The organism is Mycolicibacterium elephantis DSM 44368 (assembly GCF_004014805.1).
Classification (GTDB): Bacteria; Actinomycetota; Actinomycetes; order Mycobacteriales; family Mycobacteriaceae; genus Mycobacterium; species Mycobacterium elephantis.
In genome coordinates this window covers 37403-58320 of sequence record NZ_ATDN01000016.1, presented here as the reverse complement: position 1 = coordinate 58320, position 20918 = coordinate 37403, and the positions used below count along the sequence as shown (strand labels likewise).

Below are 20918 nucleotides of genomic sequence, written 5' to 3'. Positions count from 1 at the left end.
GGCTCCTTAGTTTTTCGCGCTTGTTCGCGAGAGTTCGTCGATCAGCTCGCGGCGCAGCACCTTGCCGGTCGCGTTGGTGGGCAGTTCGTTCCGGAAGACCACCCGGTCCGGTGTGCGCGATCCGCGCAGTTGCCGTCGGACGAACTCACGCAGCTCCTCGGGATCCGGGTTGGCGCCTGAAGTATCCGCGGGCACCACCACCGCAACGATGATCTGACCCCACTCGGGATCCTCCGGCCCCACCACGACGCAGTCGCGCACCATCGGATGCTCGACGAGGACGTCTTCGATCTCCGCCGGGGCGATGTTCTCCCCGCCGCGAATGATGGTGTCGTCGGATCGGCCGCCGATGAACAGGTAGCCGTCCTCGTCGAGCATGGCGACGTCCTTGGTGGGGAACCAGCCATCCGCGTCGAGCACCGACCCGATCTCGGCATAGCGGCCCGATACCTGATCGCCGCGAACGAACAACTCACCCGTCTCGCCGGGTCCGAGCACATCGCCGCTCTCGCTGCGGATCTGCACCTCGATCCCCGGCACGGGTTGGCCGACCGAGCCGAGCCTGCGCGCGACGGCGGCGTCATTCGCGTTCATCGCGGCGCGGTGATCGTCAGGAGTGAGCACGGCAATCGTCGAGCTGGTCTCGGTGAGCCCGTATGCGTTGACGAACCCGACGTCGGGAAGCAACCCGAGTGCTTTGCGCACCAACGGAAGCGCAACCTTGGAGCCGCCGTACGCCAGATTGCGGAGGGTGGGTAGTTCGACGGGGCCGGCTTCGAGCGTCGACACGATGCGGTCCAGCATGGTCGGCACCACCGTCGCCGTCGTCACGCCCTCTTCGCGCACCAGGCGCACCCATTGGTTCGGGTCGAACTGGCGCAGGTAGACCATCTTTCGGCCCGCGTACAGGTTCGACAGCGCAGCGCCCACACCGGCGATGTGGTAGGGCGGCACGCAGATCAGCGCGGCGTCCCCGGGTTCGGCCGACGCGAACTCGACGGTGCCGGTGACATAGCTCGTCAGGTTGTTGTGTGTGAGCTCAACGGCTTTGGGACGTGACGTCGTCCCAGAAGTGAACAGCACGATGCCGACATCGTCGGGATCCGGAAACTCAGGGATATCGGGGGCAGGTTCTATGGTGCGGGTGGCGGCGACGAACTCGTCGGCGCCGATCACCTGCTTGCCGGCGCCGGCGATGACGTCGAGGTACTGACCGTCGGCGATCACCAGCGGTGCGGGCAACCGGTCGATCAGCTCGCGCAGCCCGTCGCCGCTGAGACGGTAGTTCAGCGGTGTGAACGCCACACCTGCGCGTGCCGAGGCGAAAAGCAGCAGCGGCAACATGAACCCGCCGGTGCCGACGTAGGCCACGTGGGAAGCGCCCGACGCCGCGATCGCGCCCGCGCCACCGTCGGCGAGCTCGCTCAGTTCGGTTGTGGTCAGGCGCACTTCATCGGAGACCACCGCGGTCCGATCGGGATCGCTCGAGGATGCCATCTCGAGCAGCAATGAGATGCTCATTTGTCGACGAAGATATCAAGGATGGGATCGTTCCCGCCGCCGTAGCGCGACAGATCGGTGACGCCTGCCTCGGCGAGTAGAGCGGAGTCGATGTAGCACTGACCGTTGACGTCGGCCGGCGGCCGCGACAGGATCTCGACGGCCGCATCGCCCATGATCTGCGGATCGCGCGATCGCGCCGCCAGGTTCGCGCCGTCGGCCAGGTTCGTCACCGCCGCTGTCGCGATATAGGTCTCGGGCCACAGGCAGGCGAAACCGATGGAGTCGTACTCTGCGGCCCACCCGAGAGACAACAGTGTCATCCCGTACTTCGACAGCGTGTAGGACGGGTGCGCACCCAGCCAGTGCGGGTTCATGTTCAGCGGCGGCGCCAGGGTCACCACGTGGGCGTTGGCTGACTTGCGCAGATGCGGCAGCGCCGCCTTGGTGAGCAGAAACGTGCCCCGCACGTTGATGTCCATCATCAGGTCGAACTTCTTGGCGCTCAGCTGCTCGGTCGGTTCGGTGGCGATGGCGCTGGCGTTGTTGACGACGACGTCGATGCCGCCGAAGCGTTCGACGGCGGTGTCCACCGCGCGCTGCACGTCTTCTTCCTTGCGCACGTCGCCCACCACGGCGACAGCCTTCCCGCCGCCCCGGCCGGCACCCTTCCCGCCCGCCGCCTCCACCTCGGCGACAGCGGTGTGCACGGTGCCGGGCAGTTTGGGATGGGGTTCGGCCGTCTTGGCCAGCAACACCACGTTGGCGCCGCGTTTGGCCGCCGCGGTCGCGATCGCCAAGCCGATGCCGCGACTGCCGCCGGACACGACGAGCGTGCGGTCAGTGAGGGTGGACATGGACCTCCTCGGGATGGCCGCCTCGATGCTACGCGACGGGCACGCCCGACGGCAGTGGCGTTCTCATTTTACGCAAGTCCCATAACCGCTGTGTACGGGGTCGGCGCTGCCTGCCGAACCGCGGACCGTCGGCCCCACTCCGTGCGTGTTTGCAGTGTTCGGTATTGGCATTCTCATTTTTTGCAAGTACGTTATCCAGTGATGAGCGAGCCAGTACAGACCCCGTCGGGGATCCCGCTCCAACCCGTCTACGGACCCGACGACCGGGCGGCCGACCCGCCTGCGCCGGGTACGTACCCGTTCACCCGCGGCAACTTCGCGAGCGGCTACCGCGGCAAGACATGGACGTTCCGGCAGTACTCGGGATTCGGCACGGCCGAGGAGTCCAACCGTCGTTACCGCTACCTGCTCGACCAGGGCGGCACGGGCCTCTCGGTGGCGTTGGACCTGCCGACCCAGTGCGGCTACGACTCCGATGACCCGGAGTACGGCGAGGAGGTCGGTCGCGTCGGGGTCGCCGTCGACACGCTGGCCGACGCCGAGATCCTGTTCGACGGCATACCGCTGGACCAGATCAGCACGAGCTTCACCATCAACGGCACGGCCGCGATCCTGTTGGCGTTCTACGTCGCGGCCGCCGAGAAGAACGGCGTGCCGCGCGAGAAGCTCACCGGCACCATCCAGAACGACATCCTCAAGGAGTACGCCTCGCGCGGCACGTGGATCTGGCCGCCGGAGCCGTCGTTGCGTCTGATCGCCGACACGATCGAGTTCTGCGCGGCCGAAGTGCCGCGCTTCAACGCCATCTCGGTGGCCGGGGCGCACTTCCGCGACGCGGGCGCCAACGCCGTGCAGGAGATGGCGTTCACGCTGGCCGACGGGGTGACGTACTGCGACACGGTGATCGAGCGCGGTCGGATGACGATCGACAAGTTCGCCCCCCAGATCTCCTTCTTCTTCTACACACACGGCGACTTCTTCGAGGAGATCGCCAAATACCGTGCGGGACGGCGGCGTTGGGCCACCATCGTGCGCGAGCGGTACGGCGCCACCACCGACAAGGCGTCGATGTTCCGCTTCGGCTGTGTGTCGGGCGGAGCGTCGCTGTACGCGCCGCAGGCACAGAACAACCTGGTCCGGGTCGCCTATGAGGCGATGGCGTCGGTACTGGGCGGAGTGCAGTCGATGTTCACCGCGGCCTGGGATGAGCCGTTCGCGCTGCCCAGCGAGGAGTCGGCGACGCTCGCGCTGCGCACCCAGCAGATCCTCGCCTACGAGACGGGCGTGACCAAGGTGGCCGACCCGCTCGGCGGCTCCTATTTCGTCGAGGCGCTCACCGACGCCACGGAGGAGAAGATCATCGAGATCATGCACGATCTCGAACAGCACGGCGGCATGGTGCGCTGCATCGAGGACGGCTATCTGCAGGGTCTGATCGCCGACGAGGCGTTCAAGCTGCACCAGGAGATCGAGTCCGGCTCGCGCCCCGTTGTCGGCGTCAACAGGTTCGTCACCGACGAACCGCCCCCGGAGATCTCCACCTACGAACTCGACGCGGAGGGCCGCGATCTCCAACTCAAGCGGCTGAGCCGGGTTAAGGCAGAGCGCAGTGAGGTGGCGGTGAAGGAAGCCCTTGCCGCGCTTGCCAAATCGGCGGAAGGTGACGACAACCTGATGCACAAGCTGATCGACTGCGCCAACGCGTATTGCACCGTCGGTGAGATGGTGTCCACGCTCAAGTCGGTGTGGGGCGAGTTCCAGCAGCCGGTGGTGTTCTGATGACTTCCGCATCCGGAAACCCGGTCCGCGTCCTGGTCGCCAAACCCGGCCTGGACGGCCACGACCGCGGCGCCAAGATCGTCGCGCGCACACTCCGCGACGCCGGCTTCGAGGTGATCTACACCGGGATCCGGCAGCGCATCGAGGACATCGTCTCGATCGCGCTGCAGGAAGACGTTGCGCTGGTTGGACTCTCGATTCTCTCGGGCGCGCATGTGGCGCTGACCACCAGAACCGTTGACGCGCTGCGTGCAGCGGACGCCGGCGACATCGCGGTCGTGGTCGGCGGCACCATCCCGCAGGGTGATGTGCCCAAGTTGCTCGACGCCGGTGCGGCCGCGGTCTTTCCCACCGGGACACCGCTGGACACGCTCGTCGAGGAGGTACGCAAACTGACGTCCCCCGTGCGCGAGCAGACGTGAAAACCCCCCGAAGTCGGCGTTTTCGGGGGTTTTCACGTCTGCTCGCCGGGAGTGTTCCACCACAACGCGATCGGGAGAGGGCCACATGCGGCTGGGCGTGATGATCGGGGCCGAACGCGGCGACATGGCCCGCAAGGTCAAGAAGTTGCTCGACGACATCGAGTGGGCCGAGGCCGCCGGGATGGACACCGCGTGGATGCCGCAGGTGCCCAACGATTTCGACTGCCTGACCATGGTCACCCTGATGGGCACCCGCACGTCGCGCATCGAACTGGGCACAGCCGTCGTTCCGCTGCAGGCGCAGCATCCCATCGCGCTGGCCCGCCAGGCGCTGTCCGTGCACGCCGGCACCGGCGGCCGGCTGGCGCTGGGTGTCGGGCCGTCGCACCACTGGATCGTGCGCGACATGCTGGGCATCCCGTACGAGCGGCCTGCTGCCTATACCCGCGACTACCTCGAGGTGCTCAACGCCGCGCTGGCCGGGCCCGGTGACGTCGACGTCGAGAACGACACGTTCACCGTGCACAACCCGACGGTGCTCGGCGCCGAATCCCCGCTGCCGGTACTGGTGGCCGCGCTCGGACCGGTGATGCTGCGGATCGCCGGTGAGCACGCCGACGGGACCGTGCTGTGGATGGCCGACGAGAAGGCCATCGGCGAGCACATCGCGCCGAAGATCAACAAGGCCGCGGCAGAGGCCGGCCGGCCCGCGCCGCGCATCGTCGCCGGCATCCCGGTGTGCCTATGCGCGAACTCGGAGATCGACGCGGCCAAAGACCGCGCCGACCGGATCCTCGCCGAAGCGGAAACGTCACCGAACTATCAGCGGCTGCTGGACCGCGGCGACGCGCGCAGCGTCGGCGATCTCTGCGCGGCGGGCGACGAAGACGCGATCCTCGCGCGGTTCAAGAGGTTCGCCGACGCGGGCGTCACCGACCTGTCGGTGCGGCTGTTACCCATCGGGGACAACCGCGACGAACTGGTCGCCTCGAAATACCGGACGCGCGAAGTCATCGCCGAGCTCGCCAAGGCGGTCCGGTGACCCCTCCGTTGGCCGGCATCCGCATCCTGGAGGTCGGCGTCATGCTGGCCGGTCCGTACGCGACGATGCTGCTGGCCGACCTCGGCGCGGAAGTGATCAAGGTCGAGCCGCCCGGAGGCGAGATTTCGCGCCAGGTGTCCGACAGCTACTTCGCCAGTCTCAACCGCAACAAGCAAAGTGTCGTACTGGATCTGCGCTCGGACGCCGGTCGCGAAAGGCTGGGTGAGCTGGTCGCGAGTTCGCATGCGCTGCTGGTGAATATGAAGCCGTCGGCGATCAAGCGGCTGGGCCTGACCTACGAGTCGTTGCGGCAGTTCAACGAGCGGATCGTCTGTGTGGCGATGACGGGCTTCGGTCTGGACGGCGGCGACGACCCGGCGTTCGACTACGTCATCCAGGCGGCGACCGGGGTCGCGATGATGACGGGCGACCCGGACGGCCCGCCGACGCTGCCCGGCTATTCGTCGGCGGACAACTCCACCGGGCTGGCGGCGGCGTTGGGGCTGCTGGCGCAGATCGTGTCGGGCCGCGGCGGCCAGGTGGACGTCTCGTTGCGCGATGTGATGCTGTCACAGCTGAACTACCGCGCATCGGCCTATCTCAACGACGGCGCGCCGCCCCTGCGCTATCCGATGGGTGCGCATTCGTATTACGTTCCGGCGCAGCTCTTTTTGACCGCCGACGGCTATCTGGCGCTGTTCATCACCCACGACGCGTTCTGGCGCTCCTTCTGCGCCGAGGCCGGCATCGAGGGCTTTCCGACCATGGCCGAGCGCGCGGCCAGGCGCGACGAGGTGCTAGCGGTCGTGTCGGCCGCGCTGGCCACCGACACCGCAGCCGGATGGGAGGCGCGACTGCGTCCGCTCGGCATTCCGGTGGCGGCGGTGCGGACACTGCCCGAAGCGCTGGAGGCGACACCGGAGGTGGTGGTCACGGCCGGGAAGTTCCGGTTGGTGGGCAGCCCCATCCGAATCGACGGTTACGAACCGGAGTACCGGCCACCGCCACGGGTCGACGAGCATGGCAGCACGGGGCCGCTGGCGGCTCACTCGTCGTAGCTGACGCTGACCGACGGCGTTTCCGGAACAGCTTGGCAGGTCAGGATGTATCCCTCTTCGACCTCATCGGGTTCGAGGGCGTCGTTCACCCGCATGGTGGCGTGGCCGTCGAGCAGCTTGGCCATGCAGGTGCCGCAGTTGCCGGCTTCGCACGAGAACGGCGGGGACAGGCCGGCGCGCCGGGCGCTCTCCAAGAGAGTTTCGTTCGCCATCCGCGGCACCGAGACCTTCTTGTGGTCGAGGACGATCGTCACCTGTCCGTCGCCGCGGTCGGCGGGTGGGGCAGGCATCGGATCTGCCGTCATCAACCTCTCCTGGCATATGGATTCTATTTGAATGAGAATATCATTCTCGTTAAATGATACGCTATTCTCCATACATCGTAGAAACTCGGCAGCGGCCAGTGAGGACAGGGTGTGAGTGAGGCGACCGCGCTCGTTTTCGAGGAGCGCGAGTACACCCTGGCGGAACTCGACGACCTGGCCGCCGCGATGGCCGGGTTGCTCGAGCGACGCGGGGTGACGGCGGGCCAGCGCGTCGCGCTGATGTCGTCCAATCGCCCCGAGTTCGTCGTCGCGCTGCGCGCCATCTGGGGGCTCGGCGCCGCGGTGGTTCTGCTCAGCCCGGCATGGCGGCGCACAGAGGTCGAGCATGCGCTGGCGCTGACGAAGCCGGCGCACGCCGTCGGTGACCACCCGGTGCTCGCCGAGTTCATGCCGATGCTGCACCTGGACGAACCGGCGCCCCCGCAGCGGCGTGCACTCGGAGCACCCGACCCGGAATCCGACGCGCTGTTCGTCTTCAGTTCGGGCACCACCGGGATGCCCAAGGCGGTGCGCCACACTCACCGCGGCTTCGCCGAAGCGGTCCGGCACTGGCGGGAGGCCCTGGGGCTCTCGCCGGCCGACCGGATGCAGATCATGACGCCGCCGTCGCACATCCTGGGCTTGCTGAACATCGTGATGGCGCTCGACACCGGCGCGTGGATCCGGCTGCACCGCAGGTTCGACATCGATTCGATGTTGGAGCACATCGAAGCCGACCGAATCACCATCGAGATGGCTGTCGCGCCGATCGCGCTGGCGCTGGCCGGCCATCCGAAGCTCGAGTCCTACGACCTATCGTCCCTGCGCTACATCATGTGGTGCGCGACACCGGTCACCGAGAGCGTGGCCAAGGCCGTCGCCGACAAGGTCGGAGTTAACTGGGTAACCGCCTACGGCACAAGCGAATTACCGGTGATCTCATGCAACTCGCTGCACGGGGCGAGGCTGGACACCGTGGGCCGTCCCGTGCCCGGTGTGAGCGTACGCATCGTCTCGCTGAAAGACGGCGCCGTGCTGCCTGACCATGAGGTGGGGGAGATCCAGGTGCGAGCCGACTCCGTGATGGCCGGGTACCTGCCGGATTCTGCGACGGTTCAGGCGTTCTCGGACGGGTGGTACCGCACCGGCGACGTCGGCTGTCTCGACGACGAAGGGTGGCTGCGCATCACGGATCGGGCCAAGGAGATGATCAAGGTCCGAGGCTTTCAGATCGCCCCTGCCGAGATCGAGGCGGTCTTGCACGGGCACCCGGCCGTCAAGGACTGCGCGGTGTTCGGCGTGCCTGATCCCGTCGACGGTGAGGCGGTGGTCGCCGCCGTCGCGACCCGCGCTGAACTCGAGCCACGAGAGTTGTGCGAGCTTGTCGCCGAGCGATTGGCGTCCTACAAGCGGCTGAGCCGGGTGGTGATCGTTCCCGAGATACCTCGCTTACCTTCCGGGAAGGTATTGCGCCGAGTGCTGAAGGAGCAGCATGGATGTTCGACTGACGGCTGAACAGCAGCAGCTGAGAGATGCCGCGGCGAAACTCGCCGACGACCTCGGTCCGGGCTCCGTCGCCGAACTCGACGACGCCGAGCGCCTTGCCCGGCTGGAGAAGGCCGTCGACGCCACCGGCTTTCGCACGCTGCGCTCCGATGGGGGCTCCGGTGTCGAGGTGGCGATCGTCGCCGAGGAGTTCGCTCGCGGACTGGTCGACGTGCCGTTCGTCGGGCCGGTGCTGGCCGACGACCTCGGCCGTCGACTGGGTCGGCAGTACTCCGCGGCGGTAGTGACGCGAGGTGACGTCGATCTGACGAAAGCGCTTGCGGGGGTGGTGGAGTCACCCGCGGAGCTTCGTGACCTGAGCGACGACGACGCGACCCGTTGGCTCGCCTTGGCGCTCACCGTCACCTGCGCGGACCTGGTCGGCGCGGCGCGGGGAACGCAGAACCTGGCGGTGGAGTACGCCAAGGTCCGCGAACAGTACGGCGCGACGATCGGGTCGTATCAGGCGGTGGGTCACATGCTGGCCGAGGGGCTGGCGCTCATCGAGGGCTCGATCAGCGTGCTGCGCCATGCCGCGTGGGCGGTCGACGAGTTGCCCGCCGCCGAAGCGGTCGAGGCCGCACGGGTCGCCAAGATCTACTGTGCGCGTGCGGCGTTGACGGTCTGCGAGACGTCGATCCAAGTGCACGGCGGGATCGGCAACACCTGGGAATGCCTTGCGCACGTGTATCTGCGGCGGGTGCTGGCCGCCACCGAGACATGGCCTGTCAAGCTGGAGGAGCTGTCCATTGGACTTTCGTGATTCGCCGGAGGAAGCCGCGTTCCGCGAACGGTTGCGCGCCTGGCTCACCGAGCAGAAGGGGAAGTTCCCGACATCGGGGGACGAGTACTGGGCCGCCCAGGGCGCCTGGCACCAGGCGCTGTATGAGGCCGGCTTCTTCGGCACGTCATGGCCGAAAAAGTACGGCGGACAGGATCTTCCGCCGGTGTACGACGTGATCGTCGACGAGGAGATCGCCAAGGCCGGGGCGCCGGCGCGGCCGAGCCTGGGCTACCTGGTCGTCGGGCTGTCGCACCACGGCAGCGAGGAGCTGCGGCAACGCTTCCTGCCCGGAATGATCAACGGCACCGAGCGCTGGTGTCAGGGCTTCTCCGAACCCGGCGCGGGGTCCGATCTGGCGTCGCTGACCACGACGGCGACCCGTGAGGGCGACGAGTACGTCATCTCCGGCCACAAGATCTGGACCAGCTATTCCGATGTGGCCGACTGGTGTCTGCTGTTGGCCCGCACGGACAAGGACGTCCCGAAGCACTTACCGAAACACAAAAGCATTTCGGCGTTCATCGTCTCGATGCATCAGCCGGGCATCGAGCAGCGGCCGTTGAAGATGATCAGTGGCGTCACCAAGGAGTTCGGCCAGGTCACGTTCGACGGAGCGCGGGTGCCCGCCGATCAGATGGTGGGTCAACCCGGCGAAGGCTGGAAGTTGGCGATGACCGTCGTCAGCCACGAGCGGGAGCCCTCGACGCTGGGCTTCTCGGCCCGGTACGGAAAGCTGGTGCGGCAGCTGGCTTCTCAGGTAGAAGGCGTGACACCGCAGGAGCTGTCGTGGGCGTGGGTGCAGACCGAGATGCTGCGGTTGCACGTACGCAGGCGGTTGTCGGAGCAGCTCGACGGCATCACCCACGGCCCACAGGGCTCGCTCGACAAGCTGCTCATGACGTGGGTCGAGCAGTCCGTCGGACACGCGGCGCTGGCGACGGTCGGGACCAGCGACCCGGAGTTGTTTGGCGCCTACATGTACAGTCGCGCACAAAGTGTCATGGGCGGCACGTCACAGATTCAGAAGAACATCATCGCCTCACGGATTCTCGGGTTAGGAGCCTGATTTGTACGACCTGCCACCGGAAATCGACGTTCAAGCCGACGGCGCACTGCGCATCATCACGCTGAACCGGCCCGATGACCTGAACGCGGTCAACGACGCCCTGCACGTCGGGCTGGCGCGGCTCTGGGACGCGCTCAACGAGGACGCCGACGCGCGCGCGGCGGTGATCACCGGTGCCGGAAGGGCATTCTCGGCGGGTGGTGACTTCAATTACCTCGACGAGTTGCGCAACGACGAAGCGTTGCGCCAGAAGACGATCAAGCACGGTCGCGACATCGTGATCGGGATGGTGCGCTGCCGTATCCCGGTGGTCGCCGCCGTCAACGGCCCGGCCGTCGGACTGGGTTGCAGCCTCGCGGCGCTTTCGGATGTCGTCTACATCGCCGAACACGCGTTCTTCGCCGACCCGCACGTCACTATCGGGCTGGTCGCGGCCGACGGTGGTCCGCTGGTGTGGGGTTCACAGATCAGCCTGCTGCAGGCCAAGGAGTTCGCGCTCACCGGTGTGCGGATCAAGGCCCAGCGCGCTGTCGAACTCGGATTGGCCAATCACGTGGTCGAGGACCCGCTGGCCGAGGCCGTCGCGTGCGCCAAGAAGCTCATCGAGCTTCCGCAGCAAGCCGTGGAGGCGACAAAGCGTCTGATGAACTTGCAGCTGGAGAAGGCTGTGCTGGCATCGCTGGATTACGCGAACCTCGCGGAATACGTGTCGTTCGGTACCGCCGATTTCAACAAGATCGTCGACGGGCTGATCGACAAGAAGAACTGATCCGCCGCCGAAATAGCATTCCAGGTCGTTGCTTTGGCGAAATCACCGCCTGGAATGCTATTTCGCGCTAGAAGGTGAGGGCTTCGGAGCGCTGGATCGTGCCGGTGATGCCGCGGGCGTCCTGGCCGGCCAGTCGCACCGCCGCGTTGGCCATCGCCTCCGGCGGCTCGACCATCTCGGGCGGCACCTGCATACCGCCGGCGCCGGCCTGCCATCCTTCGGTCAACACCACCCGCGAGGGGGACAGACAGTTCACGGCGATGTTGTCCGGCCGCAGATCGGTGGCCAGCCCCAGATATAACCGTTCGACGGCCGCCTTGGACACCCAGTAGGCGTTGGAGCCGTGCTCGATCATGTCGACGCCGGTGGTGGTGATCGCGATCAGCGAACCGCCGCCGCGGGCGCGCACGTGCGGAATGACGGCCCTGGTCACCAGGAACACACCGGTCAGGTTCACGTTGAGGCACAGCTGCCAGCGCTTGAGCGGTGTCGACTCGATCGGTCCCAGCCACAGCACACCCGCGTTGGCGATCAACACGTCGATCCCGCCGAACTCCGAAACCGTTGCTGTGACCGCATTCTGGACCGACTCTTCGCTGGTGACATCGCATTGCACCGGTAACGCACGTCCACCGGCTGACGTGATGCGTTCGGCGACAGCGTGAATGGTCCCGGGCACCTTGCCCTCTTGTTCCGAACGCGCGGCGACGGCGACCGCCGCACCTTCCCGGGCGAGCGCGGCCGCCACCGTCGCACCGATGCCGCGGCTGGCACCTGCGACGAACGCGACCTTGCCCGTCAGCGTCACTGCCGGATCACTTCGGGGGGAACCGCAACGCTCCATCGAGGCGAATGATCTCGCCGTTGAGGTAGTCGTTTTCGACGATGCTCTGCGCCAGCTGCGCGTACTCCGTCGACCGGCCCATTCGCTTGGGGAACGGCACCTGTGGACCCCAGTACTGCTCGAGCTGGTCGGCCGCCTGGCCGTAGGCGGGCGTGTTGATGGTGCCCGGCGCGATGGTGACGACGCGGATGCCCAGCGGCGACAGGTCGCGGGCCGCGTTGAGCGTCATGCCGATGACACCGCCCTTGGCGGCGGCGTAGGGCAGCTGCCCGATCTGGCCTTCGTAGCCGGCGATCGACGCGGTGTTCACGATGACGCCTCGGCCGCCCTCCTCCAGGGGCTCGGTCCTGCCGATCGCCGCCGCGCTCAGCCGCATGACGTTGAACACCGCGGTCAGGTAGTACTTGATGGTCGTCTCGAAGGCGTCGAGTCCCAGCGGGGCGCCGTCCTTGCCGACCAGCCGCCCACCGCCGGCGGGGCCGCCGTGGGTGTCGACCGCGATGCGCAGCGGCCCGAGGGCCTCCGCCTCGGCGATCGCCGCGAGCACCGACTCCTCGGAGGTGGCGTCGGTGGGCACGTAGCGCACGCCGAGTTCGTTTTCGAGCGCCTTGCCCTTGTCGTCGGCGAGGTCGGCGACCACGACTTTGGCCCCCGCGCCCTGCAGGCGCCGAACCGTTGCCTCGCCAAGGCCGCCTGCACCGCCGACCACGATCGCGGCGTTACCTGCGATTTGCATATGGTTCCCCTTCTTGCAACTGGCACTCTCGAACTGAGAGAATAACATTCTCGCCCTCGTTTGGAACGGAGACACCATGCCTGAAGCCGTGATCGTTTCGGCGCTTCGCACGCCCATCGGCACCGCCATGAAGGGCACGCTTCGCGACACCGACGCCTATCGGCTCGCCGAGCACGTGGTGGGTGCCGCGGTCGGCGATCTGGGTTCGCATCAGGTCGACGACGTGGTGCTCGGTGAGGGCCTGTACGGCGGCGGTGTCGTGGCCCGGCATGCGGCGATCACCGCGGGGTTGACCGCGGTCCCGGGGCTTGCCGTGAACCGGCACTGCGCGGCGGGGCAGGCCGCGGTGCAGGCCGCGGCGGCCAGCATTCGCGCGGGGATGGACCAGCTCGTCATCGCCGGCGGGGTCAACTCCGCGTCCACGTCACCGCGGTTCAAGCGCCGAGCCGGCGAGGGGGACGAGCAGGACTGGGTCGACTGGTTTCCACCCACGCATCCGGACCGGCCGGACGCGCCGAACATGGACATGTCGATCACCGTGGGCTGGAACGCCGCGGTCAAGGCCGGGGTGAGCCGCGCCGAGATGGACGAGTGGGCACTGGGCTCGCACCGCAAGGCGATCGCGGCGATCGACGAAGGCCGGTTCAAGCACGAGATCGTGCCGATCGAGACGCCGCACGGCCTGTTCGACACCGACGAGCATCCCCGCCGCGACACCAGCCTCGAGAAGCTGGCCGCGCTCAAGCCCTTGCATCCCGAGATCGAGGGTTTCTCCATCACTGCCGGTAACGCATGTGGTGCGAACGACGGCGCCGCGGTGCTGGGGATCGCGAGTGATCGCCTCGGGCTGCCGGCTCTGGCCACCGTGCGCTCGTGGGTTTCGGTGGGGGTCGACCCGGCATCGACCGGGCTGGCTCCGGTGGAGGCGATTCCGAAAGCGCTTGCGCGGGCCCGGGTTTCCCTCTCCGATGTCGATGTGTTCGAGATCAACGAGGCGTTCGCGTCGATGTGTGTGGCGACCATCAAGCTGCTCGACATCGACCCCGAACGCGTCAACGTCAGCGGCAGCGGGTGCTCGCTCGGCCATCCGGTGGCCGCCACCGGCGCGCGGATGCTCGTCACGCTCGTGCACGAGTTGCGCAGGCGCGGCGGTGGGGTCGGCGTGGCCGCGATGTGCGCGGGCGGCGGGATGGGATCGGCTACGGTGATCGAGGTCCCGGCCCCGTAGACTGCGGAAGCGATGACCATCGACGAGCTCATTGCGGCGGCGCGCAGCGGCTCCACCAGGGCCGCCGGGCGCCTGCTGAGCCTGGTCGAAAGTTCCCGCCGCAACGAGGTTCTCGACGCGCTCGGCGCGGTAACCCCGCCACGTATCGTGGGCGTCACCGGCCCGCCGGGCGCCGGTAAGTCGACGATGGTGGGCGTGCTCGTCGGTGCCTACCGGGAGAAGGGCATGAGGGTGGCGGTGCTCGCCGTCGACCCGTCGTCGCCGTACAGCGGCGGTGCGCTGCTGGGCGACCGGATCCGAATGGCCGCGCATATCAACGATTCCGACGTGCTCATCCGCTCGGTGGCCGCCCGCGGTCACCTCGGTGGATTGGCCGCCGCGGTGCCCGCGGCAATCAGGTTGCTCGCCGCGCTGTCCTACGACCTGATCGTGCTGGAGACCGTCGGTGTCGGGCAGTCGGAGATCGAGATCGCAGCCGTCGCCGACCCGACGATCGTCATCCTCAATCCCGGTGGCGGTGACGCCGTTCAGGCCGCTAAGGCGGGGGTGCTGGAAGTCGCCGACATCGTGGTCATCAACAAGGCGGACCGCGAAGGTGCCGATCAAACTGTCCGTGACCTGCGCGGCGAGACCAGCGTGCCGATCCTGAAAATCGTTGCGACCCAGGGGCAGGGGATCGCGGAGTTGGTCGAGGCCATCGAGGCGCATCATCGTGCGGACAATCCCGGGCGACGCACCGCGCGGGCTCGCGCCCAGATCCTGTCGCTCGCGCAGACCCTGCTGCGTAACCATCCGGACCTGGACCGGCTTGCGCGGTCCGTCGCCGACGGCAGCGACGACGCGTATACCGCGGCCGAGCGGTTGTTCGGCCTGGCCGTCGAGCGATAGCGCCTACTCGCCGATCGTCGGCACGTCCGTGGGGAACGGCATCGCGGTCACCGTGCCGTCCGCGTTTCTCAGCAGCGCGTCGTAGCGGCGGCGCGTGATGAGCCAGGCGCCGCCCTGCCGCGTGTACTCGTCGTGGTACACACCCGAAATGTTCAGGCGGGTGCCCTCGCTGCGCTGGCCGATCTCCTGGACGAACCAGCGACCGATCGCCCGATCGGGATCGGCCGGGTCGAGGGCGACCACACCGGACATCAGACCCTGGAGGAAGACGTTCCAGCCGCTGAGCATCGAGGTGAAGAATTCCAGCATCGAGTCGCGGCCCCTGTACTCTCCCAAGTCCGGCGACTGCCAGACCCCCCCAACCGTGAAAGTCCCTGCGACCCCGGCCGGATCGCGGCGGGAGGCGGCATCGGCATACCGGTGGACAAGAGTGCGGATCGCGTGCTCGTCCGCCACGGCGTCGGCGGTCATTCGGGGATCCCCAGCATCCGACGGGTCATCTGTTTCAACTGTGTGCGCAACGTCTCGCCGTCCAGGTCGGCCAGGAGGGGGTGCATGACGGCGACGCTGATCGCGCTCGAGAGCATCGCCGCGTGCAACCGCGCTTCGACGCCGGCCTCCTTACCGAGCAGGGCCGCATAGAGTCGTTCGATGAACCGCTGAAACGGTTCGTATTCGGCCTGCAGCCTGATGATGACGGGGTCGAACTGCAGCGCGCTGACGATGCCGCGGCGTTCGATGGCCTGGTCGATCATCCGGTCCAGCAACACATCACGCGCGCGCGGCCCGTGCCCCTCGGCCTCTGCGGCTTCCAGCGCGTCCTCCAGCGTGGCCATCTCGCGTTCGGTGATCGCGATGACGATCTCTTCCTTGGTCTTGAACTGCCGGTAGACGGCCGCCTTCGTCACACCCATCTGGTCGGCGATCATCTGCAGCGACGTGCCGCTCACCCCGTGCTCGGCGATCAGCTTCAGTGCTGCATCCATGACGCGGGTCTGAGCGGCGGTGCGCGTGATCGCACTGAACACGGGACTTTTCTGGATGGATGTCACAGCGATGAGGGTAGCCCAGGATTGACCGTCGAGTAGCCGATCGGCTACCGTTGCAAGTTGCCGATCGGCAACCACGGAATCGGAGAGGAATCCGACGATGAGAAAGACCGATGGGGAGCTGATCCTCTTTTGGACTCTGCCTGCGGTGGCAGTCATCTGGATATCCGCGTTCTTCCTCTTTCCCGGCTTCGTGCAGCCGATGTCGCCGACGATGCCCGTGCAGGAGGTCGCCGCGTTCTACCGCGACGAGACCGCACGGATCCGCTACAGCATGATCTTGTTCAACTGGTTCGGCGTCGGGCTGATCCCCATCGTCATGCTGCTGGTGATGCAGGTGCGCCGCATGGCGCATCGCACGCCGATCTTGTCCTACAGCCTGCTTGCCTGCGCCGCAGGCCCTCCCACACTTTTTCTCATCGCCAACATGTTCTGGCTTCTCGGAGCCTTTCGGCCTGAGCGCGCACCAGAACTCACCCAGTTGTTCAACGATCTCGCGTGGATCACCTTCACCATCCTGGTGCCGTACATGATCGCCCAGTGCCTGCTGCTGGCGCTGGCGATCTACTGGGATCACCAGGAACAGCCCGTGTTCAAACCGTGGGTCGCGCACTTCAACATCCTCGTCGCCGTCGCGCTGATGCCCGCGGCGTTCACCGCGCTGTCGTTCGACGGGCCGATCGCCTGGGACGGGTTGTTGTCGTTCTGGGTCAAGAACACCGCGATCGGGATGTGGATCGTGGTGATGGGAGTCGTTCTCGGCCAGACGATCCGGCGCCAACGTGCCCAGCACCGAGTGGCCGCATGAGCGCATCCACCACCGAGCAGGCCACGATGCCGCAGCCGCCCGCCGGGTCGTCGGTGAGCCGCTTTCTCTGGAACTTCCGCCACCACCCGAAACGCGAGCTGTGGTTCGCGTGGTGGGTGATGGTCGTGTTCTACCAGCTCTACGGTGTGCTGTTCTTTCTCGTCACCCGCGTGCAGCCGCCGCCGAGCCCGGCATGGGACACCCCGTTGGTCGTCCAGTGGTTCAGCGAGCGTCATCTCGGCATCCTCGCCGGGTTCGGCGTCGTCTTCTTGATCACGGGCATGTGTGCGCCGATGAACGCTCTGCTTGCCTACTCGATGCGGCGCATGTCGGTCAGCCCCATCTTCGGTTATTCGTACCTGGCCATGTATGCGCTCAGCGCCATACCCGGCATGCTCGTGATGGCCATCGCGATGACTGTCGCCGCCTATCGGCCCGATCGGGATCCGGCACTGATCCAATGGCTTTACGATTTCGCGTTCCTGTCGTTCAGCGGCACCATGGGAGTCTTCCTGATCGGATCGGTTGTCTGGCTGATAGCGATCCTGCTCGACAAGAACGGCGTGTTTCCGAAGTGGTTCGCCTATCTGGGCCTCTGCAACGCGCTCACCGAAGTTGTCGTCGCACCCGCATGGATCTTCCAACGCGGCGTGTTCGCCTGGAACGGCGCGATCGCTTGGTGGATCAACATGGTGGTGTTCGTCACCTACACCGCAGTCTTCATCGTGTTGCTGCGCAAGATGATCGAACGCGAGGACTTCGGCACCGGCGCGCTGCCCGACCTACCGGGCAGGGACGCCCGTGAGCAGACGGCGACCGTTGGGGTGATTCGATGACCGACGTCGCCGATTCCAAGCCGCCGCGCCTGACGGCACCGCCGAGGCGGGCCGTGCCGGGGCAGCCGGACATGTGGGTGTTCGTCCTGTTCGAGTCGATGCTCTTCACCGGCTATTTCTCGGTGTATCTGGTCTCTCGCACCCAGAACGAGGAACTCTATCTTCAGTCGCAGGCAGACCTGGACCTGCGTTTCGGGGTCTTCAACACCATCGCCTTGCTGTTGAGTTCCTGGGCGATCGCACGGTGCGTCCAAGCGGCCCGTGCCGGCGCCTACCGGACGGCGTTGATCAGTGCCTACGCGACCATCTTCTTCGGCATGGTGTTCCTGGGATCCAAAGTCCTGGAATGGATCAAAGAGATCGCCATGGGAAACACGTTCACCAGCGACGAGTTCTTCGAGCACTATTTCTTTCTGACCTCGATCCACTGCATCCACGTACTGATCGGCTTCATCGTGCTGGGCGTCGTCGTCTATCAGTTGCGCAGCCCCGGCCGGCGGTCCCAGCAGCTCATCGAAACCGGGGCGACCTACTGGCACACAGTCGACTTTCTGTGGGTCCTGATCTTCGCCATGCTCTATGTCTTGAGGTGACCCGTGCGCGTTCTGTTCAAAAACCGGCTGCTCAACGTCTGGCTGATTCTGACGGCCATGACGATGATCTACGTCTGGATGGATCACTCGGTCGACGAGGACGGAACACTGAAGGCCAGCGCCGTCGTCACGGCCGGCGCCATCATCATCGCGCTCGTCAAGGTGCGCATCATCTTTCGCGAGTTCATGGAAGTACGCCATGCCCCGGCGTTCCTGTGCCGTCTCACCGACGGGTGGGTCGTCCTGATCGGCGCTTGTCTGCTGGGCAGCTACTTCGTCGGCTCGGCGGTCGCCGGCTAGGGCCGCGCCGAGACCGCCAAGCCCGCGCGATACCCGAACACCATTGCGGGACCGATGGTTCCGCCGGCACCGCCGTACGCCTTGCCCGTTGCTCCGGCCATCGCGTTCCCGGCGGCGAACAACCCCGGTATCGTCGCGCCGCTGACGTGCAGCACCCGGCCGTCGCGGTCGGTACGCGGACCGCCCTTGGTGCCCATCGCCCCGATCGACACGGGCACCGCGTAATAGGGTGGCGTGTCGATGGGGCCCAGCGTCTTGCCCCCCGCCGTCGTAGCCTTGTCGTCACCCCAGTACCCGTCGTAAGCACTTGACCCGCGGCCGAACTCAGGATCGGCCTCCTGGGCGACGCTGTCGTTCCATGCGCGAAGCGTGCGGGCCAGACCCTCGGCGTCGATACCGGTCTTGGCCTCGAGCTCGGGCAGGTCGGCCGACGGCGAAAACCAGTCCGGCGCCTGTCCGCCCGGCTCGATGCCGAGGAAGCCGTACCGCTTGAGATGCTGCGAGTCGAACACGATCCAGGCTGGGTCGTTGGCGTAGCCATGTTTCGGGTCGAGGTAGTGGAACGGTCCCGCCATCGAGTTGTACTCGCCCGCCTCGTTGAGAAAGCGCTTGCCCGCGCGGTTGACGATGATGCTTCTCGGCCGGGTGCGCTCCAGCCGGACACTTCGGCTGCGGGGATGTCCCTGGTACGTGTCGCCGGGCAACTGCACGATCGGCACCCACCAGGCCTCGCCCATGTTGGCCAGGTCCGCCCCGTGGGCCATCGCCATGCGCAGGCCGTCGCCGGTGTTGTTCGGCGGTGACACCGCGCCCCGCATCGGCCCGCGCAGGTATGCCTCGACCAGCTTCGGGTCCCACTCGAAACCGCCGGTGCCCAGCACGACGCCGCGGCGGGCACGCACGCGGATCTCCCTGCCGTCCTGGATGATTCGCACGCCAGTGATACCCAGTGCGTCGGAGACGAGCTCGACGGCCCTGGCGTTGGTCTGCGGCGCCACACCGCGGTCGAGCAGCCCCTTGAGCAGGCCTGCGATCAGTGCCGTGCCCGCCACGCAGTAGTCGCCCGAGTCGTCGTCCACCGATGCGTGGATCCGGGCCCGGGTTTCGGCGTCGATTCCGACGTTGCTGAAGTCCGCGGGAAACGACGTGATGCGGTCACGCCACTGTCCCAGCCGCGACAAGTCGAACGGTTTGGCGTTCAGCGAGCGTCCGCCGCCGGGACGGCCGCCGGGCAGCTCCGGCTTGTAATCTGGGAATCCCTCGGCGATCTCGAAGCGCAGCTCGCTGTTGTTCTCGACGAAGTCCAGCATCTCCGGACCGGTGCGGACGAACGTCTCCACCAACTCGTCGTCCATGTACCCCAGCGACTGCGCCCGCAGGTAGGCCATCGCGTCATCGACGGTCAGCTCACCGTCGGCAGACCGGGAATGCGCCGGAATCCAAAGAATGCCACCGGAAACCGCCGTCGTACCACCGACCGTCGTCGCTTTCTCGTAGACCTCGACCGACGCGCCGTTGGCCGCAGCGGTGAGCGCCGACGTCAGTCCCGCGGCGCCACTGCCGAGGACGACCACGTCGGCGTCACGGTCCCAATCCGTCATCGGTAGCTCCTTTCGGCTGCCGCGGTCCTCACCGGAGAATCGCGGATAGTTCGTTGGCCGCCCTGACAACGGCGTCCTTCCCGCCGATCACGACATCCTCGCGATGAGAGATGAGGTTGATGCAGGTGGGCGGCGACGGCGGCTGCCGCCGGACCGGAACGGCCAGCCCGTACGTGTTGGGTTCCACCTCACCGTGGGTGATCACCCAGCCCTGCTGCCGGGCCAACGGAACGAGGTCGCGTTCCCCCGGACGCGGCGGCATGCTGGCCAGCAGCGCGATCCCCGCGGCTCCGCGATCGAGCGGATAGCGACTGCCCTCGTGGAACGACAGCTGGTAGAAGACGGTGGTCGGCACGATCACCGCGATCGCGACCTGCTGGTCGCCCTCGGCGACCAGCAACGACACGGTGCTGCCGAGTTCGTCGGCCAGCGCGCGAAGCGTCGGCAGGCAGAGTTGGCGCAGGTTGTTGTCGAAGGACGCCCCCAGTACGGCCAGCCCGGCGGCCCCGCGATAGCGCCCGTCCTCGCCCTTGGCCACCAGCCGGAATTGCGACAGCGTCGAAAGCAGCCGGTACACGATCGTCCGGTGCACGCCGATGCTGTCGGCGACCTCCTGCGCGGTCAGCCCGGCCCGTGCCGTCGCGACCAACTGCAACGCGGCCAACCCGCGGGCCAATGTCTGTGATCCGGGGGCGCCATTGGGCACACCGGAACCGGGCTCAGCCTTGCGGCTGTCCCCGTGCTTTTGTCGGGCTTCGCCCTGACCCGGCGCCATTACGGCCCCCTCCTGGGTTTCCCTTGACATTCGCCACTCGTGAGAGTGATGCTCTGACTATAGTGCACGTAGATGTGCGATAAATGAGCAAAGTGCTTACAAATCACGAGAATTCGATTCTCTCCGAGAGAGG

23 protein-coding genes are annotated in these 20918 nt (G+C 66.7%); 14 read left to right on the top strand and 9 right to left on the bottom strand.

Annotated features, from left to right (window positions below):
• Window positions 1-6 precede the first annotated feature (6 nt).
• On the bottom strand, window positions 7-1521 hold the full coding sequence (locus tag MELE44368_RS12835) for a class I adenylate-forming enzyme family protein (protein WP_128108843.1): 1515 nt from the start codon (window positions 1519-1521) through the stop codon (window positions 7-9).
• Window positions 1518-2357: an SDR family oxidoreductase gene (locus MELE44368_RS12830; RefSeq protein ID WP_128108842.1), complete on the bottom strand. Its 840-nt coding sequence runs from the start codon at window positions 2355-2357 to the stop codon at window positions 1518-1520. The genes MELE44368_RS12835 and MELE44368_RS12830 overlap by 4 nt, the downstream gene beginning before the upstream one ends.
• 201 nt (window positions 2358-2558) lie before the next feature.
• On the opposite strand from MELE44368_RS12830, the gene MELE44368_RS12825 reads away from it, so the two are divergent.
• The 4 genes from MELE44368_RS12825 (at window position 2559) to MELE44368_RS12810 (ending at window position 6658) form a co-directional block, all read left to right on the top strand.
• Entirely contained in the window at window positions 2559-4136 is a 1578-nt protein-coding gene (locus MELE44368_RS12825) for a methylmalonyl-CoA mutase family protein (protein WP_046750204.1), read from the top strand.
• The gene (locus MELE44368_RS12820; protein ID WP_128108841.1) at window positions 4136-4558 is read left to right on the top strand and encodes a cobalamin B12-binding domain-containing protein; all 423 of its coding nucleotides are present in this window, start codon (window positions 4136-4138) and stop codon (window positions 4556-4558) included. Before MELE44368_RS12825 ends, MELE44368_RS12820 begins: the two co-directional genes overlap by 1 nt.
• A gap of 85 nt (window positions 4559-4643) precedes the next feature.
• Window positions 4644-5600 carry an LLM class F420-dependent oxidoreductase gene (locus tag MELE44368_RS12815; RefSeq protein WP_128108840.1) on the top strand — a complete coding sequence of 319 codons (957 nt, stop codon included), beginning with the start codon at window positions 4644-4646 and terminating at the stop codon, window positions 5598-5600.
• The gene (locus tag MELE44368_RS12810; RefSeq protein ID WP_128108839.1) at window positions 5597-6658 is read left to right on the top strand and encodes a CaiB/BaiF CoA transferase family protein; all 1062 of its coding nucleotides are present in this window, start codon (window positions 5597-5599) and stop codon (window positions 6656-6658) included. Before MELE44368_RS12815 ends, MELE44368_RS12810 begins: the two co-directional genes overlap by 4 nt.
• Here the strand turns inward: MELE44368_RS12810 and MELE44368_RS12805 are convergent.
• Window positions 6646-6963, bottom strand: a complete 318-nt coding sequence (locus tag MELE44368_RS12805) for a 2Fe-2S iron-sulfur cluster-binding protein (RefSeq protein WP_128108838.1) — start codon at window positions 6961-6963, stop codon at window positions 6646-6648. The two genes, MELE44368_RS12810 and MELE44368_RS12805, sit on opposite strands and share 13 nt — an antisense overlap.
• Before the next feature lie 111 nt (window positions 6964-7074).
• Here MELE44368_RS12805 and MELE44368_RS12800 point away from each other — a divergent pair, with 111 nt between their 5' ends.
• Genes MELE44368_RS12800 through MELE44368_RS12785 form a run of 4 tightly spaced genes read left to right on the top strand, consistent with a single transcriptional unit; the run spans window position 7075 to window position 11127 of the window.
• A complete protein-coding gene (locus MELE44368_RS12800) occupies window positions 7075-8478 on the top strand; it encodes a class I adenylate-forming enzyme family protein (protein WP_128108837.1) in 1404 nt (467 codons plus the stop codon).
• Window positions 8456-9271, top strand: a complete 816-nt coding sequence (locus MELE44368_RS12795; protein ID WP_128108836.1) for an acyl-CoA dehydrogenase family protein — start codon at window positions 8456-8458, stop codon at window positions 9269-9271. The genes MELE44368_RS12800 and MELE44368_RS12795 overlap by 23 nt, the downstream gene beginning before the upstream one ends.
• Complete coding sequence (locus MELE44368_RS12790) at window positions 9258-10358, top strand: acyl-CoA dehydrogenase family protein (RefSeq protein ID WP_128108835.1); 1101 nt, start codon at window positions 9258-9260, stop codon at window positions 10356-10358. Before MELE44368_RS12795 ends, MELE44368_RS12790 begins: the two co-directional genes overlap by 14 nt.
• Before the next feature lies 1 nt (window position 10359).
• On the top strand, window positions 10360-11127 hold the full coding sequence (locus tag MELE44368_RS12785) for an enoyl-CoA hydratase/isomerase family protein (RefSeq protein WP_128108834.1): 768 nt from the start codon (window positions 10360-10362) through the stop codon (window positions 11125-11127).
• Window positions 11128-11194: 67 nt separating this feature from the next.
• Here the strand turns inward: MELE44368_RS12785 and MELE44368_RS12780 are convergent, their stop codons facing one another.
• Together MELE44368_RS12780 and MELE44368_RS12775 are read right to left on the bottom strand one after the other, a co-directional pair.
• Window positions 11195-11935: an SDR family NAD(P)-dependent oxidoreductase gene (locus MELE44368_RS12780; RefSeq protein WP_164890101.1), complete on the bottom strand. Its 741-nt coding sequence runs from the start codon at window positions 11933-11935 to the stop codon at window positions 11195-11197.
• 7 nt (window positions 11936-11942) lie between these two features.
• Window positions 11943-12707: an SDR family NAD(P)-dependent oxidoreductase gene (locus tag MELE44368_RS12775; protein ID WP_128108832.1), complete on the bottom strand. Its 765-nt coding sequence runs from the start codon at window positions 12705-12707 to the stop codon at window positions 11943-11945.
• 76 nt (window positions 12708-12783) lie between these two features.
• Here MELE44368_RS12775 and MELE44368_RS12770 point away from each other — a divergent pair, with 76 nt between their 5' ends.
• Together MELE44368_RS12770 and meaB are read left to right on the top strand one after the other, a co-directional pair.
• The gene (locus MELE44368_RS12770) at window positions 12784-13935 is read left to right on the top strand and encodes a thiolase family protein (protein WP_128108831.1); all 1152 of its coding nucleotides are present in this window, start codon (window positions 12784-12786) and stop codon (window positions 13933-13935) included.
• A 12-nt stretch (window positions 13936-13947) separates the two neighbouring features.
• Window positions 13948-14823 carry a methylmalonyl Co-A mutase-associated GTPase MeaB gene (meaB, locus tag MELE44368_RS12765; protein WP_128108830.1) on the top strand — a complete coding sequence of 292 codons (876 nt, stop codon included), beginning with the start codon at window positions 13948-13950 and terminating at the stop codon, window positions 14821-14823.
• A gap of 3 nt (window positions 14824-14826) precedes the next feature.
• On the opposite strand, the gene MELE44368_RS12760 is transcribed toward meaB, so the two are convergent.
• Together MELE44368_RS12760 and MELE44368_RS12755 are read right to left on the bottom strand one after the other, a co-directional pair.
• Window positions 14827-15294, bottom strand: coding sequence for a nuclear transport factor 2 family protein (locus MELE44368_RS12760; RefSeq protein WP_128108829.1), 468 nt, complete (start codon window positions 15292-15294; stop codon window positions 14827-14829).
• Complete coding sequence (locus MELE44368_RS12755) at window positions 15291-15881, bottom strand: TetR/AcrR family transcriptional regulator (RefSeq protein WP_241566598.1); 591 nt, start codon at window positions 15879-15881, stop codon at window positions 15291-15293. The genes MELE44368_RS12760 and MELE44368_RS12755 overlap by 4 nt, the downstream gene beginning before the upstream one ends.
• Before the next feature lie 91 nt (window positions 15882-15972).
• On the opposite strand from MELE44368_RS12755, the gene MELE44368_RS12750 reads away from it, so the two are divergent.
• Genes MELE44368_RS12750 through MELE44368_RS12735 form a run of 4 tightly spaced genes read left to right on the top strand, consistent with a single transcriptional unit; the run spans window position 15973 to window position 18409 of the window.
• Window positions 15973-16680, top strand: coding sequence for a hypothetical protein (locus MELE44368_RS12750; RefSeq protein ID WP_128108828.1), 708 nt, complete (start codon window positions 15973-15975; stop codon window positions 16678-16680).
• Window positions 16677-17516 (top strand): hypothetical protein, encoded by an 840-nt coding sequence (locus MELE44368_RS12745; protein ID WP_409366121.1) that lies wholly within the window; start codon window positions 16677-16679, stop codon window positions 17514-17516. Before MELE44368_RS12750 ends, MELE44368_RS12745 begins: the two co-directional genes overlap by 4 nt.
• Entirely contained in the window at window positions 17513-18109 is a 597-nt protein-coding gene (locus MELE44368_RS12740; RefSeq protein ID WP_128108827.1) for a cytochrome c oxidase subunit 3, read from the top strand. The genes MELE44368_RS12745 and MELE44368_RS12740 overlap by 4 nt, the downstream gene beginning before the upstream one ends.
• A gap of 3 nt (window positions 18110-18112) precedes the next feature.
• Complete coding sequence (locus tag MELE44368_RS12735) at window positions 18113-18409, top strand: cytochrome C oxidase subunit IV family protein (protein WP_409366120.1); 297 nt, start codon at window positions 18113-18115, stop codon at window positions 18407-18409.
• Here the strand turns inward: MELE44368_RS12735 and MELE44368_RS12730 are convergent.
• Together MELE44368_RS12730 and MELE44368_RS12725 are read right to left on the bottom strand one after the other, a co-directional pair.
• Window positions 18406-20010 (bottom strand): FAD-dependent oxidoreductase, encoded by a 1605-nt coding sequence (locus MELE44368_RS12730; RefSeq protein ID WP_128108826.1) that lies wholly within the window; start codon window positions 20008-20010, stop codon window positions 18406-18408. The genes MELE44368_RS12735 and MELE44368_RS12730 overlap by 4 nt on opposite strands.
• Window positions 20011-20038: 28 nt before the next feature.
• On the bottom strand, window positions 20039-20785 hold the full coding sequence (locus MELE44368_RS12725; RefSeq protein ID WP_241566593.1) for an IclR family transcriptional regulator: 747 nt from the start codon (window positions 20783-20785) through the stop codon (window positions 20039-20041).
• Between the last annotated feature and the right edge of the window lie 133 nt (window positions 20786-20918).